Source organism: Paenibacillus kribbensis (assembly GCF_002240415.1).
Classification (GTDB): Bacteria; Bacillota; Bacilli; order Paenibacillales; family Paenibacillaceae; genus Paenibacillus; species Paenibacillus kribbensis.
The window spans coordinates 1349923-1367537 of record NZ_CP020028.1 but is presented as its reverse complement, the minus strand read 5'-3'; the positions used below and the strand labels follow the sequence as shown (position 1 = coordinate 1367537).

The 17615-nt window shown below is 41.8% G+C and carries 10 protein-coding genes; all 10 read right to left on the bottom strand.

The genetic code is table 11. The annotated features are described in order from the left end of the window. Window positions 1-95 precede the first annotated feature (95 nt). Window positions 96-1142 carry a methyltransferase gene (locus B4V02_RS06295; protein ID WP_094154135.1) on the bottom strand — a complete coding sequence of 349 codons (1047 nt, stop codon included), beginning with the start codon at window positions 1140-1142 and terminating at the stop codon, window positions 96-98. After that, window positions 1124-1858, bottom strand: coding sequence for an aspartate/glutamate racemase family protein (locus B4V02_RS06290; RefSeq protein ID WP_094154134.1), 735 nt, complete (start codon window positions 1856-1858; stop codon window positions 1124-1126). The genes B4V02_RS06295 and B4V02_RS06290 overlap by 19 nt, the downstream gene beginning before the upstream one ends. A gap of 86 nt (window positions 1859-1944) precedes the next feature. Then, a complete protein-coding gene (locus tag B4V02_RS06285; protein ID WP_167383746.1) occupies window positions 1945-5733 on the bottom strand; it encodes a non-ribosomal peptide synthetase family protein in 3789 nt (1262 codons plus the stop codon). A 37-nt stretch (window positions 5734-5770) separates the two neighbouring features. Then, window positions 5771-9136: a condensation domain-containing protein gene (locus tag B4V02_RS06280; protein WP_167383745.1), complete on the bottom strand. Its 3366-nt coding sequence runs from the start codon at window positions 9134-9136 to the stop codon at window positions 5771-5773. Between the two features lie 254 nt (window positions 9137-9390). Continuing rightward, the gene (gene loaP / locus B4V02_RS06275) at window positions 9391-10002 is read right to left on the bottom strand and encodes an antiterminator LoaP (RefSeq protein ID WP_094154131.1); all 612 of its coding nucleotides are present in this window, start codon (window positions 10000-10002) and stop codon (window positions 9391-9393) included. Between the two features lie 467 nt (window positions 10003-10469). Next, window positions 10470-11069 (bottom strand): acyl-CoA-like ligand-binding transcription factor, encoded by a 600-nt coding sequence (locus B4V02_RS06270; protein WP_094154130.1) that lies wholly within the window; start codon window positions 11067-11069, stop codon window positions 10470-10472. 284 nt (window positions 11070-11353) lie between these two features. Then, a complete protein-coding gene (locus tag B4V02_RS06265; protein WP_094154129.1) occupies window positions 11354-13711 on the bottom strand; it encodes a PEP/pyruvate-binding domain-containing protein in 2358 nt (785 codons plus the stop codon). Between the two features lie 642 nt (window positions 13712-14353). Continuing rightward, a complete protein-coding gene (locus B4V02_RS26080; protein WP_167383744.1) occupies window positions 14354-14515 on the bottom strand; it encodes a hypothetical protein in 162 nt (53 codons plus the stop codon). 133 nt (window positions 14516-14648) lie between these two features. Further along, entirely contained in the window at window positions 14649-15095 is a 447-nt protein-coding gene (gene dtd, locus B4V02_RS06255; RefSeq protein ID WP_094154127.1) for a D-aminoacyl-tRNA deacylase, read from the bottom strand. A gap of 139 nt (window positions 15096-15234) precedes the next feature. Next, entirely contained in the window at window positions 15235-17412 is a 2178-nt protein-coding gene (locus B4V02_RS06250) for a RelA/SpoT family protein (RefSeq protein ID WP_094154126.1), read from the bottom strand. Between the last annotated feature and the right edge of the window lie 203 nt (window positions 17413-17615).

Sequence of the window (17615 nt, the reverse complement as noted above, 5' to 3'; positions counted from 1 at the left end):
CTCCTCCACTTGAAATACATATGAAAAAAGTTATGTTCATCTTTTGATGAACATAACTTTACAAAACGGGTTTTAGACTATCATAAAGGCTATAGTTATTGTTTTCGCTCACATTCAATAATGCAAAACTGATCTGATGTGGGAATAACACGTGTAATTTGTAAACCAGATCGATGTATCAACACCTCGAATTCCGACTGAGTTCTAACACCTCCACCCGGGGTGACGGCCAGAAACAGTAAATCCCGAATTACCTCTTCTTTTGTTGGATGCGCATCATCAACAAGCATCTCTATAATAATTAATTTAGAGTCATTTAACATCGCTGAACGTATATTACTGAGTGCGGACAGAACATGCTCATCATTCCAATCGTTTAACGCTTTGCTGATAATATAGAGGTTTCCGCCAGCCGGAATCGTTTCAAACATATCTCCACCAATTAACTCACAACGTTCTGTCATATCTACAGATTCTATATATTCCTTTGCCCGCTCGATCGTTGTTGGCAGATCATATAAAATCCCGCGACTATTTACATTTGCCTCCAGAATGCCGGCCAATATTTGTCCTAGACCACCCGCAACATCCACAATGACATCAAACTCGTCAAATGAATATGAATTCAGTATTGTCGGTAAGCTTACTTTTGAATATACTTCCATCGCACGGTTGACCACTTGTTGTTGCTCAATATTTATTTTCCCAGCTTCAAACCATGCGGAATTGTCAAACGCAGGTCGTCCGGTCCGGATGCTGTATCCCAAATTCATCATAGGCTCAATAATAAAATCCCCGAGCAAATAATTTGCAATGGATTCTATCGATTGAGGAGTTTCCCCTGGTTGCAATGTAGCTCCATACGCCGTTACCTCGTAATTTCCGGATGCATCAACCTTAAGGAGATCCATGGCGACTAATGCTCTTAACAATCTTCGTAAAGAAACTGAGTCTAACTCCAAATGAGTCGCTAACGCGTCATTCGTTTTTTTTCCTTGCTGCAAACCTTTAAACACACCCAGCTCTGTTGCAGTCTTGATCACAAACGAGAAAAAATAACTACCAATATACCCCATAACACTAGCCTGTGGCGTTATAGATTGCGGCTTAATCCCAATTTTGTTCACATTTGTTGTTTCCATAGCGATAACTCCTCTCTAGTGTTTGCACTTCCAAGCATAAAATCAATTCCACTGTCTGCATGCAATGTAGTAGTATCAAAAACAGGAACGCTGACATCCTTTTGATTAATAAGCAACGGAATCTCTGTGCAGCCCAGTATGACTCCCTGAGCACCTTCAGAGATTAATTTAAGGATAATGCGTTGGAACTTTCTCTTAGCTTCTGTGGTAAATAGGCCCAACACCAATTCGCTGAAAATTACTTGATGTATATCATTGCGATCAGGCTGATCCGGAAGGATAACATCAATCCCCCGAGCTTCCAGCTTGCGTTTATAAAATGTTTCTTTCATTGTAAAGTTGGTTCCAATAAGTCCAACTCGCTTAATGCCTGTTTCGGAAACTTTATTTGTAACTGCATCTGTTATATGAAGAAGAGGTATACGGATATGACGTTGTACTTCTTCCGCTACTTGATGAACCGAATTGCAACATATCAGCAGACAATCAGCCCCGGCTCTCTCAACTACGATTGCAGCATTGACTAATATTTCCGTAACATCCTGCATTCGATTAGCATTTACAAGAGACAAGACCTCCTCATTATTTAAGCTGTTTAAAATCAACTTGGCCGAATGAGTTTTTCCAAGCTGCTGATTGACACGCTCATTAATATACTTATAGTAAAATAACGTCGATTCATAGCTTAATCCACCAACTAACCCAATTGTTCTCATCTTCTGTTTCCTCCTTCAATGATCTATCAGCTTCAACCGCTGCACCTCCCTCCCCCATGTCATATGTATATTAGAATCAATAATTATCAGCTAAGATAGCATTCGATCTGTTGCTGCCCGATAGTCCCCCACTCAAATCCAAGACGGTTAAGTATGAGTTCTGTTCGGTCGCATACACGTAAATAATTCAACCATTCAGTATTGCGGAGTAAAAAAAGATTAAGAATGACATTTATGACTTCTTTGCGAGTAGAAAGGTCATTAAACTTTTGAGTTATGATACGTATAAATAATTCGTAGTCGACCAGTTCTATTTTTCTATTGATAGCTTGTAGTTCTCTCCCCAACTGTCCCCAGCTGATTCGATGAGGATTAAATACATGATGGTTTTGATTATACAGAGCAGGCCGGTCGAATAGAGTAACAATAGCATTGGCAGCTTGATCCACACCTGTCATATCCAATATTGGTTCATGCAAATCTGGAAACAGACCGATGCCATTCATTGCATTTACAAAAGAATAAAATGCGTTGCTCTCCTTGTTAACCATAAACTTTCCTGTTTGAGTATTATTATTAAGAGAATTTAAACGATAGATTGTACAACTCAGTCCTCTGTCTCTAGCGGTCCGCAACAGTGCTTCAGCTTCCATTTTACTTCTCAGAAAGTGGTTATTAATATCCGCTCGAATAGGCCCAGCCTCTTCAATATACTCGTCAAACAACTGAATATTACTTCCCGTACCGATGCTCATATTGGACGTAAAGTGAATGTCCTTGATATTCTTGAATGCAGCAAAATGAAGTATGTGTCGAGTACCATCGATGTTCACTTTTTCAAATTCCGCTGCTGTGCCGTAATGTCTTGTCAGTGATGCCGTATGAATGATACAATCCACGTCCTCAGCCAAATTCTCATATTCTGTGGATTCCAATCCCAGGTTTAATAGTGTTACATCTCCACAAACTACAGATACTCTTGCCCTTCTCATTTCATCATGTCCTTCTAACGAATAGAACTGTAGTCTCTCTTTGAGGTATTCCTCTGATATTGTTCGAGACTCTCCTCTTATCAGAAGTGTAATTCGGGCATTCGATCTGTTAAGAAGCTCCTGTAGAAGATGTGTACCCAAAAAACCTGTACCACCTGTTAATAGAATATGCTTGTAGGACTTTTGCAGCGTGAGATCTCGATCTCGCCAAGCCTCCACTTTTGCTAGGTATGTCTGTAGCGCCTCTTCTCTTGATGCGAGTGACGCAACCATATCCACATCCGAATGAATGGCTGAAGGCTTCATCACCTCAAGCAAATGATGAAAATACCCTGCATGTTCAACCACGTGAAGAGACAGTTGAGCGATGGTCGGATAATCAAATAAGTCGTTAATGGAGATAGTGTATCTGTCACTCAGCAGTGCAACCATTTTGACCCCGGTCAAGGAAGTTCCTCCAACTTGAAAAAAATTATCATCGATTCCTATCCGTTCAACTCCAAGCAATTGCTGCCATACTTCAACCAAAACTCTCTGGACATCATTCATGGGCGCCCGGTAAAGTGTAGCTCCAGATAGATTCAGTTGATCCATGCTTGCCAAAGCAGATTTATCAATTTTTCCATTTACCGTCAAGGGCAGAGCAGATACCTGAGCATAGCGCACCGGAACCATATATTCAGGTAGCTTCAGCTTCAAAAAGTCGTATAGAACGTTGAAGCTCAATTTTTGATCGCCAATCAAATAAGCGACCAGTTCCCCAACACCATTAGGTCCTGGATTAACAAGCACAACTGCCTCACGAATATCTGGGTGAGAGATTAAAGCGGTTTCAACATCACTGGTTTCAATGCGGTATCCTCTTATTTTGACCTGACTATCAATCCGTCCCAGATACTGAATCTCCCCTGTGGGCAACCAACGTGCCAAATCGCCTGTCTTGTACATTCTTTGTCCCTCATACAGCAGGTCTTCAATGAATTTCTCCTCGGTCAATCTCGGGTTGTTCACATATCCCCGTGCCACCCCGGTTCCGGCTATTACCAATTCGCCAACTGCACCGATTAGCTGCAAACGATTCTGTTCATCTACAATGTAGCATCTATAATGATCCAATGGGCGACCAATCGTGACTTGAGAAGCCCCATTCAATACAGCTGATGTAGCCAAACACGTCGCTTCCGTTGGTCCATAGACATTCACAATATAAGCTTTGGTCATTTGCTGAATCTCACGCAAAAAACCTATCTTCAATTCTTGGCCACCAATAAGAAACATTTTGATACGCCGCAGTGCTTTCGCAGACTCCTTGTGAAGCATCATCAGTTGCAATCGCGAAGGTGTAATCATCATGACATCGATATGATGTTCTTCTACCAAACGCCCCAACTCAGCAGAATCTATGTGTTCTCGTTCATTGGCAATAACGACTTGAATTCCCTTAAAAAGACCATACAGGGCTTCGGATATAAATAAATCAAAGGCTATGCTCGCAGCATTAAGAATAACTTGAGGTGAAACAGGAGCAATTACTTCATCGATAGCATGTAGGAAACGGACGACAGAATGATGCTCAATTTCAACCCCCTTGGGTTTCCCGGTTGATCCAGATGTAAAAATGATATAGGCTAGTGATCCACCGGAGCTAATCATTGATAAAGGCTCTGCTGCCATGACACCAAGATCATCTGTATCTATGCAGAAAACACTTTCCAGAAATCCACATTTCAGCTTAATTCCCTGTAAAGCTTGCTTGTTAGCAGCTGTTGTTAGTGCAATACGTACATTCCCTTCCCGAAGAATGTCTGTCACACGTTCCAATGGAACAGCCGGGTCAATAGGAATAAATACACCACTTGCCTTCCAAATCGCTAACATGGCTATATATACATAAGGTGATCTATGCATGTATACGGCAACTGCTTCTTCTGGGAGCAGTTGATATTTTTTTACGAGATCAAGAGCCAAACGATCAGCCCGATCATTGAGCTCTTGATAGGTCCATTCTTGGTGTTCAAAAATTAAAGCTGTTTTCTCAGGCTGTATTTGAACCTGCTCATTGAATAATTGTTGAAATGTGCAAGCAGCACTGGATTGTAATTCCAGCGGCTTGTTAAATTGATAGAGTATCTGATGACGCTCATTCTCAGAAAGCAGTTCAAGCTTTTCCAGGATTGTTTTCGTATCTTTCAATATGCAGGCATAGTACAGAAACAATGCATCTGTCAGATGCTCTATCGTAGCGGCAGAAAACAATTGGGGAGAGTACTTAATTGTCAAGGATAATACTCCCTCTATCATATCAAAGTCAAAAATGATCTCCGAATGAATTTCATCTATACTTTCCCTTGACTGAATGGTACCGAATAGCACAAGTGTTTTTATCTGCGGCTTGGTGTCATCAGAATATATAATTCCTGCTCGCTGTGCTATATCGTGAAACGATACATACTGATGCTGAAATGCTTGTGTCATTGTTTCCTTCATCGTATTGATCCAATCGCGGATCGTCATATCCGGGATAAGCTTGCTACGAAGCAAAACCCACGAGCTATCATTTGTCTCACCATTCTCCATTTTTAGAGCGGGTGCCCCCACAACTATGTCTCGCAGTCCGGTATACCGGGATAACAAATACTTTATGCCGGATACCAAAATCATAAATACACCCAAATGGGATTGACGGGTCATCTCATATAATCTAGTCTGAACTTCGTCAGAAAATAGACGAGTATTTAAAGCTTTTTTCGATCTCGACTCTTGTCCAGTATGATCATGAGGAAACCCAGTAATGTCCATTCTTTTATCCAAAGTACGACTCCAAAAGTCCAAGCCAACTTGATTTGAAGGTTGTTTTATTTCTTCTTTAGAAATAATCTCCATTGTTTGCCCTCCTACTTGCCGATTCCAGATTAGCCATCTAAAACAAGAACTCAACATCTTCTACAATGTTCACATTTTTGTGAAGGCAAGAATGCTTACCAAGTGGAATATCCGGTTGGTGGATTAGCTGTGCCAAGATATCCATGAATTCCTCTCCTAATGCTTGCACGGTTTCTTGCTGGAACAACGAAGTGCAATACTCCCAGTTACAAGAAAGTCCCCCTTCAGTCTCATGCACTTCCAAAGCAAGATCGACCAGTGAAACTCCATTATGAAACGGATAATTATACATTTCATAAAAATCTGGACTTCTCAGAGATGTATACATGTTATGCAAAATAAATGCCGCATCAAATAAAGGATTACGGCTTCTATCTCTATTCAGCTGTAACATAGCCACCAAATCTTCAAACGGGTAGTCTTGATGCTCAAAACTTTGCAGCGTATTGGTCCTAACCTGATTGATAAATTCATGAAACGTGATCTCTTTGCTGGAACAGTTACGCATGATTATGGTATGAACAAACATACCAATTACAGGGTCTACATCTCTGTGAGGCCTTCCCTGTGATACAGAGCCAATGATAATGTCGTTTTGTCCAGTCTTTTTCTCTAGCAGTAAATGATAGGCGGCGAGCAGCACAACATATATCGTTGAGTCTGTTTCCTTAGCAAAACGATATACGCTCTCTGCTAACTCTGAATTCATTCGCAAACAGATTTGTGAGCCTTGATAGGTTTTATGGGCTGGTCTTTCAAAATCTGCAGGCAAATTCAATTGAGGGATCGGTGCAGCGCATTTGGATATCCAAAATTGCCGCATCCGTTCCTGCTCTGGAGAATATTTTCGTTCATTTTGCCATACCACATAATCTCTAAATTGAACTGTAGGTGGCTCCAGCTCCTGATTTGATTTATAGAAGTGGACTAGCTCTTTGAAAAAAATCAATAGCGAAGTGCCGTCCGAGATTAGATGATGGAAATCAAAAACCAGAGCTTGTTTGTCATTTGTTAATTGAACTAGAGTTCCTCTTACCAAAGGCGCTATTCTCCAATTAAACGGGTACGTGAATTTTTTCATCATCACTTCCAATTCATCTTCCTCTAATATTGAAGGATACATTTCCAATTCTATTCTCGCATCATCATGAACAATTTGGATCGGCTCTCCATCCATAACATCAAATGATGTCCGTAACGCCTCATGTCTTCTCACAATTCGATCGATTGCCATTTGCAGCCTGTTAAAATCCATGTTCCCATCCACAACAAGTGCCAAAGGCTTGTTATACATCGTAAAATCAGGATTATACTGCATCATTACAAATATCCTGCTTTGATCAGACGATAACGGATAAAAAGGTTGGGGGGGGTGCTTTTTTATGGTGCTGATTGAACCATGTATCATCCCTTCAGTATTCCGCAACAATTCAGTCAGCTGTGCAACAGACGGGTTTTTAAGCACATCCACATCTTTTAGATCGGTATGCAATACAGCATTCAATTCATTCACAATCTTGATAGCTGTAATAGAATCTCCACCTAATTCATAAAAATTATCTGCCAATTTTATATGAGAGAAGCCAAGGTATTTTTTAAATAACTCTAATATGATTTCCTCTCTGTTCTCCCTTTCAGTGCCAATATTATTTGAGACTGGCGCCGACGAATCTATCCAACAACGCAGCTTTGCAAATGGATATACAGGCAGGCTGATCTTTTGATAATCACAATTTTTGTATATTTCATCCCAATCCAGCTCTGCCCCTTGTGCATACAACTGACCAAGCTCGTTCATCGCTTTTTCACGCTCTTCATATTTCTTCAGGCATGTTTCCGTTACTTTCTCAATGACTGGTTGGTGATTGTCCAACTCGCTATAATATACCGCTGATACCTCCGACAGTTCCAAATTTGTTGTACATGATGCTGTCAGTTTATCCAACAGCTCCCCTTTATTCGAAGCTATAATAGCCAATCGATATCGAAAGTGTTTGCGACCAGCATTTGAGGTATAACATAAATCACCTAACCGGTATCCTTCAGATTGAATCATCCACTCTTTGTAACGGTTCATTAACTCCAGCAAACTTGATTTGCTCTGAGCCGATAGAGCCAGCATCTCCCATTCTTCGCTTTTTTCCTCTGAAGGGACCTTTAAAAAACTTTCTAAAATGACATGACAGTTGGCCCCTCCTCTAGCAAAGGAACTGACTCCGCACCGCAAAACTTCTTTTTGTGTCGAAAGATGGATAACATCGCTATAACATACAGCAGGATCACCAGGAGTGATACTAACATCTCTCCATTGCTTGTATGTTGCTGATGGAAGCTCCTTATATTTCAAGGCCATAACAGCTTGCAATAGCCCTGCCAGACCAGAAGCATGATGCAACTGTCCTATAGAAGATTTTATAGACCCCAAGAGGAGCTGTTTCTGTGTTCCCATCAAATGTGAAAATGCAGACTGTATTCCCTCTCTTTCCCTGACGTATTCCAGGTTATCTTCAATGCTATGTGTTTCTATAAATGAAATGGTTGAAGGATCGATACTTGCATTTTTCCATGCTTGTACAAGCAAATCCTTATATGTACCGCTATCACGTACCCGTCCATGATGATTCGTCGACGAGCCCTTTATAACAGCATGAATGTGATCTCCGTCCAGCATCGCCTTGTTTAAGGACTTGATCAGGATTGCCATAACTCCTTCTCCATAATCTACTTGAGTGTCACCTGATTGTATTGGAAACAAATTAATACGGGACGTCCCTATTAGTGCTTGTTCACATTCTCCCGCCCGTATTGATTGGCAAGCCTGATGTACTGCAACTAATGATGAAGCATCGGAAGCGTTGGTTACTACAGTGGGGCCGTGCCAATCCATGATATAAGCGATCCGACTTGGAATTAACGAAGATAAATTCTCTGTAACACATGAACCACCTAGCACTGGATTCACATCGGCGACCATCTGAGCATATGAATATTCCGGCAGATCACTTTCTCCGTAAAATACACCTGTTCTGGTTCCATACAATGTATCGCCAGCGTACCCCGCATCTTCCAGCGTATGCCATACTACTTGCAGCAACAAACGAAGAGAAGGGTCTATCATACATGCCTCTTCAAAAGAGATGGAGAAAAAAGGGTAATCAAAATAATCAACACTATCCAAAAAGGCTTGGCGTGCAAATGAAATCGCTTTGTTTGGCTCTTTCCCCATGATCCAATTCAAATAGGAATTCGTATCCTGCTGCCGTTTTTCTGATAAATTTTTGATAAACGCTTTCCCCTCTTTTTGATGATCCCAGAGCTGATCAATTGTAGAATTGGAAGCAAGTATCCCAGATATGCCTATAATAGCGATATCATTTTGTTGAAGATTTTCGAAAGTTTGCATGCACTTCAACATCTCCTTTTACTCAAAATATACGTTCTCTGATTAACCTATAAATATAATAAAAAGGATGCTTCGCATCCTTTGAATATGCCTCTATTATATTTGAACAGATTTTGAGAAGACTTGTACATCAACTAAATGCATTTCGGAAAAGAACATAGCTTCGCCCACTCATCTATTTTTCACATAGACTACCACACAACTGCTATATATGACCTCAGCGCTACACCAATGTACCGAAGCATCAGTTGGTTTCACTCTGATTTTTTGGAGTGCTGTTCATCTTGGGCATTTTCCGATACTGAAACAATCTTAATTCCCACATCAATGCATTTTTCTACACCATTCAGCCTCAAGATAATTCTCGCTCTTTTTTTCCGCGCATCAATCTTTTTTATTCTTCCTTCCTCACCTGTCAGCGGGCCATCACATACAACTGCCCTTGCATTCCTTAGATACAAAGACGAATATCCTATAACTTCATCATTATCGATAAGTTGGAGGATCGGTCTCATTTCTTCGTCGTCAATCTCTGAGAATGAATAGGATTCAATTCTATCTCCTACGTCCACTTTTATTTCTTTAGACTCAGTTTGATGATAACGATGGTTAAAGCTATTTAGAAGCCTATAGCATTTAGGAATCCGCCTAAGATCATTATATGTTTTAGCATTCATCTCTGTATTCACAAATACATAACCTGGAAACATCGTTCGACAAACTTCATAAATATGACCCTGTCTTTTTTCTAACAGCCTACGTTTGGGAACTATCGCATACATTGACGACGGATTGTAGAATTTACGTATCATCGCTCGAACCACATTTTCTTGTCCGGTTTCGACATGCAGCACATACCAGCTCATAATCGCTGTCAATCCCTTCTCAGTAGAGACATTGAAATATTTTATTTTTAAATATTCTATTTATTTACTTTTCTTGTTCGATTATGCAATAGATATTATCAAAAGGAAAACTATTAATCAATAAATAATTTAATACAAGTTTCGACATATATTTATTTTTTATCCAATTAAATCATTTCCTGATATCGTGCGGTATCATGAATATATAACAGGTTTACACTAATATCATTTGTTGAATTTATGCATTTAATTTTACTAAACATAGAAATTGACACGAACAGGAAATGGCCATACTACCATGAAAAAGATCATAGAATGATATAATCAGTATATTTTATGTATTGTTAAACCAAACAAGCTGCCTCCGGCCGAATACCGAAGACAGCTTACAGCTTGTTTCTGTAACATAATGATATGGGATTTAAGCAGGCAACCCAAAGCCTCTTCTTAAACTTAGGCCTAATTATTTATAGCGGAAGACCTGTCTCCAAGAGGTTTAATGCTTCAGATAATAATTCAGAAAAATTTTCATTGGGATTTTCCGCATAATGCAACATAACAGATATGTTAACACCTATGACAGCACCTGCGAAAGTCCGAATCTGCAAATCTCCCGGATCTCGTCCTACCCGTTTGGCAACCATTTCGGCTATCATATGCATCGTATCAGTCAAGTTATTCAAGGTTGCAGCCCGGAGCTCCGGTACTGACATCACGAGTTGGTTACGCTCACGGGTCGTGGACATCTCGTCGCCTGACATGTCAGACGTTGTTGATAACATAGCATTACGTACTGCTTGAAGTGGAGTTAAATGAGATGGCTGATCCTCAAATGCTGATATAAGAAGGGGATCGTAGTTATCCGTAATAATCACATCCTCCTTGCTCGAAAAATAGCGAAAAAAAGTACTTGGTGAAATTTCCGCTGCTTCCGCAATCTGTTCCACAGTAGTTTCGTTATATCCCAGTTCGCTGAAGAGGCGTAGTGCATGCATTTGAATGGATGCAATGGTTTTTGCTTTTTTCCGCTCCCTCAGCCCGAGATTTTGCTGGTGTTCTAGTGACATCTGTTTCACTCCTCAATAGTATGCTCATTCAAGTTTCGCTCCTCATCGAGCAATTTACCTCAGCATATATTCCTGACACATACACACTATTGCCCGATTTTGCGTTTACATTCAGTTTATCATGATCCTTTGTACTTCACGATACCCAGAATCGTATATACCTGACTGTAAAGCATTACATCAAAACTTGAGACCATTCCAATATCAGCTCCTATAAGCGAATATACAGCGTACAGAAGCTGATAGGTTGAAAAATCTATTGAGATATTTAAAAATTTATTCCCTTACCTCATTTGTACAATTCCCTGCCCACCGTCAACAATAACCTTGTCACCAGTTTTCATCCTTGTGGTAGCATTTCCACATCCTACAACAGCTGGAATGCCTAGTTCTCTGGCTACAATAGCAGCATGGGATAGCGGTGCTCCGATATCTGTTACAATCGCAGCTGCTTTTGGAAAAAGCGGAGTCCAGCCTACATTCGTCGTCGAGGTCACCAAGATTTCACCAGGAAGAAGCTGGTGCCCATCCTCTGGATGCCTGAGAACACGCACAGTTCCCTCGATTCTGCCTGCCGCTCCTGCAACTCCTTCAATGATTTCGGAATTGGTCGAAATATCTAATGGTATATATGGATCATAATAATCTACTCTGCGATTCGGATCCTCCAGCCATTTTAAAGGTTCAAAGCGCCCACGTATAATCGAGGGTAACGGAGGCAATTGCTTATATTTTAAATAGTTCATTCTTCTGATCGAAATACACTCCATATCTTGACTTCCTCCTGCAAGCCAATTCAATATTTCATCTATATACAGAAAAAACACATCTTCTCCTATACCCATAAACTCTCCTGCTTTCAGCGCGAAAGAGCGATTTAATCTGAACACACGTGTCCATTCTGAACGTACAGCTTCCCTTAAGTGCGGTCCTTCAGAAATTTTTGCTATTATACGCTTCAACTTCTTTATCTTGTATGGAAAACGCTGTTCTAATCTTGTCCATACGATTTCATTTTGTTCACGTTGCTTATACAATAAGTCGTCTACACTCATGCCGGATTTCTTCGCTTCTTTGATCTGCTTTTCCAGCCAATCAGGGTTCTCTCTTGGATCAGGCATCGATAGCTCAAACTCATGCGGCCCTCGATGCCCATATTCCAACAGATAGTCCTCCTGGCTCATTTCACCTTTCACTACTGAAGATATACCAACAACGGGTCCCAAGCTCGCCAAACCTTTAGATCCTCTCAGGTTAGATAGAAGCACACTGGTATCATCACGCCCAATCCATTTCTCCAACTTTTCTTTCCATCGAACAAAATTTTGCATTTTACTACTGGGGCCTTCCAATGCAATCCACATCGCTTCAATATTCTTAAACCAAAGCTGCTCATTCCATAATGCTATCAACTCATCTTTGGACTGAGTATTACGAATTAACTCTTCAGTTTGAATGCACCAGGCTGCTGTTTTTTTTATGTGCTGCGGTATTAACTTCATAGCTTTTCGGCTCTGTTTAAAAGCATACAGCATTTTGGGGAGCATTATTTTGATAAGTTCTTTTTTAGAAAACGGGTATACAGGAATTTGGATTTCATCAGGAATTTCCCCGAAAACATTGCTCATTTTTTTTAATAATGACTTTTTATTCCATCCAAATGCCAAAAAAGCGGATAATGATACGCTCACATTGGAGTATACTCTTCCACAAATATTACCAGACATTAAATAATGGCCGGGGATCACATTATGTTCTTCATCCAAGGCACGAATAATGGACCAGCTTAAGGGAGTAACAACGTCTGAAATGGATTCACCCACATTTGTATTCGTCCAGAGAAAATCGCCTGTTAAAGAATCATTCCATTCAAATGTATCCATATTTCCGGGGCTTAAGGTGGTAACAGGTCGTGCTTGTAAAAAAAAGAGTTTTCCATTGGCAATGCCCCACTCAATATCCTGTGGCTCTCCCATTTCTTTTTCCAGGCGAGAAGCATATCGATATAACTTTCGGACATATGGAAGTAGCTCTTTCGGTCCTTCATATCGACCAGAAGGTTTGAATAAGGAGAAAGCATGAGCATTCCCTTCACCGGATACCAGTTGCTCTCCTAATCCAAATACAAGATTTCCAGACATTGCAGAACGATTGCCCGTAATAGGCTCAACTGTGAAAAGAACGCCCGAAATTTCAGAAGGAACCATTATTTGGACTACAACCGCCATTTGGTGAGCTTCTTCAATACCCTTAACCGCACTATATGCCTGCACTCTCTCACTGTATTGAGAATAGTGAACCACATCCAGGGCTTTCAGAACGTCGTCATTCGTTTCTACTTCCAGGACACTTTCAAACTCTCCTGCAAAAGAAGCTACAGCAGAATCCTCGCTCAAGGCTGAAGACCTTACTGCAAAGGAAGCATTAGGGTGATCCTTGCGTAGCTTTTCCAAATACCTTATAATTTCTTTCCATGTCTTTTTCTCAAGCCTCTCCCCTTTGAATGCCTGTGGAAAAACAATAAAACCGTCAGGAATCGGATAGCCAGCCTGAAGCATCCTAGCAAGCATCCCCCCTTTGCCTCCGGCCCATTTCTGAAGTTCGGGAGTTATTTCTGCAAACCATTTTATTTCATTTCCCATTTTGACACTTCCTAACTTTTTCAGTTGTAATATTTCGGCCCCGTGATTGGAAGTGGGTATATTTTCTGGTTATGTTTTTTATTATTTCGGGACTTAGTATCTTTTTACACTTTATACAAAAAGAAAGTTAATGTCAAATTAAATAATCTTTCATTTTTTCTTGAATTATTTAGGAAAAATGAAAAATAATTATCCCTCGCATCGCAGGTTCCGATATTGTAAGCCTCATAACAACTTGCTGTATCCTGCAAATAAGTCAATAAGTCTTAACAACAGAAAAAAACCTGCGGAAACGGTCCGCAGGTTCAAAAGTTATATCAAAAGGGGGTCATGCTGTTATTATAAGCAACGAATATTAAGGAATGATGTTTCGAATATTACAATTGTATTACAACCATTCTGTAGCAGACTAATTCCCGCAAGTATCGATAATCTTGTGACCATCTCCCGGTTTTAATCCAGTTGCGCCACATATCCACGATTTGAACGTACTTTATAAATGACCTCATCATAGTCGCCTGATTTCAAATCTGCAATAGCTTTTTCAATGGTGTAGAATACTTGCATTTCAGAATCCTCAAACTGGTCAGTCAATAAGAAAAAGAGCCTTTCGGCTCCTTCACTGCTGATACATATCATGCCTTACCTGCGCGGCAAAGCACCGCGCCCCGGCTTGTTCATGGCTGCTGCAACATGTTGCAATAACGTATCAGCATCGCGGGTAAGGCTGATCGCCTCCTGAATACTACCGGGGAAAAGCAGTGCAGCGCTTCGATAACCGTCCATTTTTGGGATTTGACGCATTGCTTTGTCTCTCCTGTCACCCTTAAGGCTATCCACCCGGCTTATCACCAGTTGGGATAACATTATCGTCTCCATGAACGGTCATTTTATTCTGCTTCGTGCTGATCCATGCCCACGAACCAACAACGTGTACCTACGAACGTTCGCTATCCAGAATCAGCGTCACCGGGCCCCAGTTGGTTAATGATACATCCATCATCGCTCCAAAAATGCCCGTCTCGACCTCCAAGCCTTTGGCTCGAAGCTGGCTGTTGAAAAAATCATACAGCTTCTCTGCATCCTCAGGCTTGGCCGCTCCCATAAAGTTGGGCCTTCTCCCCTTACGGCAGTCACCATACAATGTAAACTGAGAGACCGACAAAATGGACCCGCCGACATCCAGCACACTGTCGTTCATTTTTCCTTCAGCATCCTCAAATATACGTAATCCCGCTGTTTTATCCGCCAAGTAAACGGCATCAGCCGCCGTATCTCCCTGACCTATACCGACCAGCAGCATTAATCCGGCTCCAATCTTGCCGACCACCTTTTGATTAACCGTTACCTGAGCGTCTTTACAGCGCTGAATGATGATTTTCATCGACTATCCGCTGTCTCCTTTAACTTTCCCCTTTAAAAGGTGCTTGCAGCCGCAGCACGACTTCTCATAGCGACCTATGGGGGGCTTTATACCCAAATACGCTACACAAGGCTACAAGCCTTTTTTCACGCTTACAAGGCTATTGCATAATCCGATGCACGGTATATACATCTTTCACCCGTTTGATCCGTTCGACAACAGAATGCAAATGATCCGTATTGCGAATGAGAATCGTAATGTGAATCATCGCCATTTTGTTTTTGTCGGTACGGCCTGTGACGGCCGAGAAGCTGGTTTTGTTCTCGGATATAGCCTGAAGCACTTCGTTCAGCAGACCGTTGCGGTCATGTCCTGTAATCTCAATATCGACGCTGTAATTGACCTCTGCTGCTTCCTCCCACTCAACCTCGATCACACGAGCCTGATCTTCCCCCGTACCCGCAGGAATATTCGGGCAATCTGTCCGGTGAACCGATACGCCGCGGCCACGTGTTACATAACCGATAATGTCGTCTCCCGGCACGGGATTGCAACATCGTGCAAAACGAACGAGTAAATTGTCGACTCCTCTGACGCTGACGCCGTTGGTCGGTGTTTTTTTACGTTCGCCCTGCGGCTTGTACTCCTTGACCTCGGTGGTTAGCTCGATTAGCCGTGCCTCTTCCTGCTCCTTGCGCAGCTTCTCTGTCAGGCGTGTACAGACCTGAGCTGCGGTGATGCCGCCAAAGCCAATCGCAGACAGCATATCCTCTATATCGTTGAAAGAGAATTTTGCTGCCGCTTCCTGAAGCTTATCGTCACTCATCCATACCGAAGGCTCTATATCGCGTTTTTTGAGCTCACGCTCCAGATTCTCACGGCCTTTTTCGATATTCTCCTCGCGCTTTTCTTTCTTAAACCATTGCTTGATTTTACTGCGCGCGTGAGAGGACTGGGCAATTTTGATCCAGTCCTGACTAGGTCCATAAGAATGCTTGGACGTCATAATTTCGACGATATCGCCGGTTTTAAGCCGATAGTCCAGGGGCACAATTCTTCCATTTACCTTGGAGCCAATCGTTCGGTTACCAACTTCAGTATGAATACGGAAAGCAAAGTCCAGCGGAACCGATCCGGCAGGCAGCTCAATGACTTCCCCTTTTGGAGTGAACACAAACACAAGGTCCGAGAAAAAGTCCATTTTGAGCGATTCCACAAATTCCGACGCGTCCTTCGCCTCATTTTGCAGCTCCAGAATTTCTCGAAAAAAAGTGATTTTATCCTCAAAGTTCGTGTTATTGGCTCCGTTGCCTTCTTTATAAGCCCAATGGGCCGCAATCCCGAATTCAGCTGTGCGATGCATATCCACCGTGCGAATTTGCACCTCGGTAGGTTCCCCGTTGGGGCCCACGACTGTTGTATGAAGGGACTGATACATATTGGCCTTAGGCATGGCAATATAGTCCTTAAACCGTCCAGGCATAGGCTTCCACAACGTATGGATAATCCCCAGAGTGGCATAACAGTCCTTAATATTATCCACAATAATACGAATCGCCAGCAAATCATATATTTCATTGAATTGCTTGTTCTTCGTTGTCATTTTTTTAAACACACTGTAAATGTGCTTGGGACGCCCGGAAAGATCAGCCTGAATGCCCATTTCTTCCAGTTTCTCCCTGATACGTACAATAACATTATCAATAAATTGCTCCCGCTCTGCCCGTTTCTTATGCATCAAATTGGCGATGCGATAATACTGCTGAGGATTCAGATAGCGAAGAGCAATATCTTCCATTTCCCATTTAATCGCTGAAATACCCAAGCGGTTCGCAATCGGGCAGAAAATCTCCAGCGTTTCATAAGCAATTCGGCGCTGGCTTTCCTCCGACTGATATTTCAAGGTGCGCATATTATGCAAACGGTCCGCCAGCTTAATAACAATGACACGAATGTCCTGTGCCATAGCAATAAACATTTTTCGATAATTTTCGTTCTGCTGTTCTTCCTTGGAACGGAACTGGATACGCTCCAGCTTCGTCAAACCATCGACAAGCATCGCACATGTATCGCCAAAATGCTCGCGAATCTGCGCCAAAGACACCGTCGTATCCTCCACAACATCATGCAAAAGAGCGGCGATAATGGAGATGGTATCCATCTGCATATTAACGACGATATCAGCAACCGCAAGCGGATGCAGAATATAAGGTTCACCGGACTTGCGCGTCTGCCCCGAATGGGCCTGCTCGGCAAAATCATAGGCGTCCCTGATGCGGATAAGATCTGCTTCTCTGGTATAGGCCCCGGCCTTTTTAAGTAATTGCTCTATCCCCATTCTGCTCTATTCCGTGTCCTTTCTATGCAAAATGGAACCCGCCGATCAATGTCGCGCAAAGGTTCCCTTTTAAAAGTGATTTCCTATAATTATGACGGTTACTACGTCACACGTCAACTATTACAGGTTGGGTATTGTCGTGTTATTCCGTCACAAATAGACCAGCAAATCAGGAATGTTGACGAAATAAGACGAATTGTATT

Coding starts and splice junctions, on each gene's coding strand:
- B4V02_RS06285 (WP_167383746.1), bottom strand. CDS start 5,733: ATGGAGATTATTTCTAAAGAAGAAATAAAACAACCTTCAAATCAAGTT.
- B4V02_RS26080 (WP_167383744.1), bottom strand. CDS start 14,515: ATGCGTCAAATCCCAAAAATGGACGGTTATCGAAGCGCTGCACTGCTT.
- B4V02_RS06295 (WP_094154135.1), bottom strand. CDS start 1,142: ATGGAAACAACAAATGTGAACAAAATTGGGATTAAGCCGCAATCTATA.
- loaP (WP_094154131.1), bottom strand. CDS start 10,002: ATGAGCTGGTATGTGCTGCATGTCGAAACCGGACAAGAAAATGTGGTT.
- B4V02_RS06270 (WP_094154130.1), bottom strand. CDS start 11,069: ATGTCACTAGAACACCAGCAAAATCTCGGGCTGAGGGAGCGGAAAAAA.
- dtd (WP_094154127.1), bottom strand. CDS start 15,095: ATGAAAATCATCATTCAGCGCTGTAAAGACGCTCAGGTAACGGTTAAT.
- B4V02_RS06265 (WP_094154129.1), bottom strand. CDS start 13,711: ATGGGAAATGAAATAAAATGGTTTGCAGAAATAACTCCCGAACTTCAG.
- B4V02_RS06250 (WP_094154126.1), bottom strand. CDS start 17,412: ATGGGGATAGAGCAATTACTTAAAAAGGCCGGGGCCTATACCAGAGAA.
- B4V02_RS06280 (WP_167383745.1), bottom strand. CDS start 9,136: ATGCAAACTTTCGAAAATCTTCAACAAAATGATATCGCTATTATAGGC.
- B4V02_RS06290 (WP_094154134.1), bottom strand. CDS start 1,858: ATGAGAACAATTGGGTTAGTTGGTGGATTAAGCTATGAATCGACGTTA.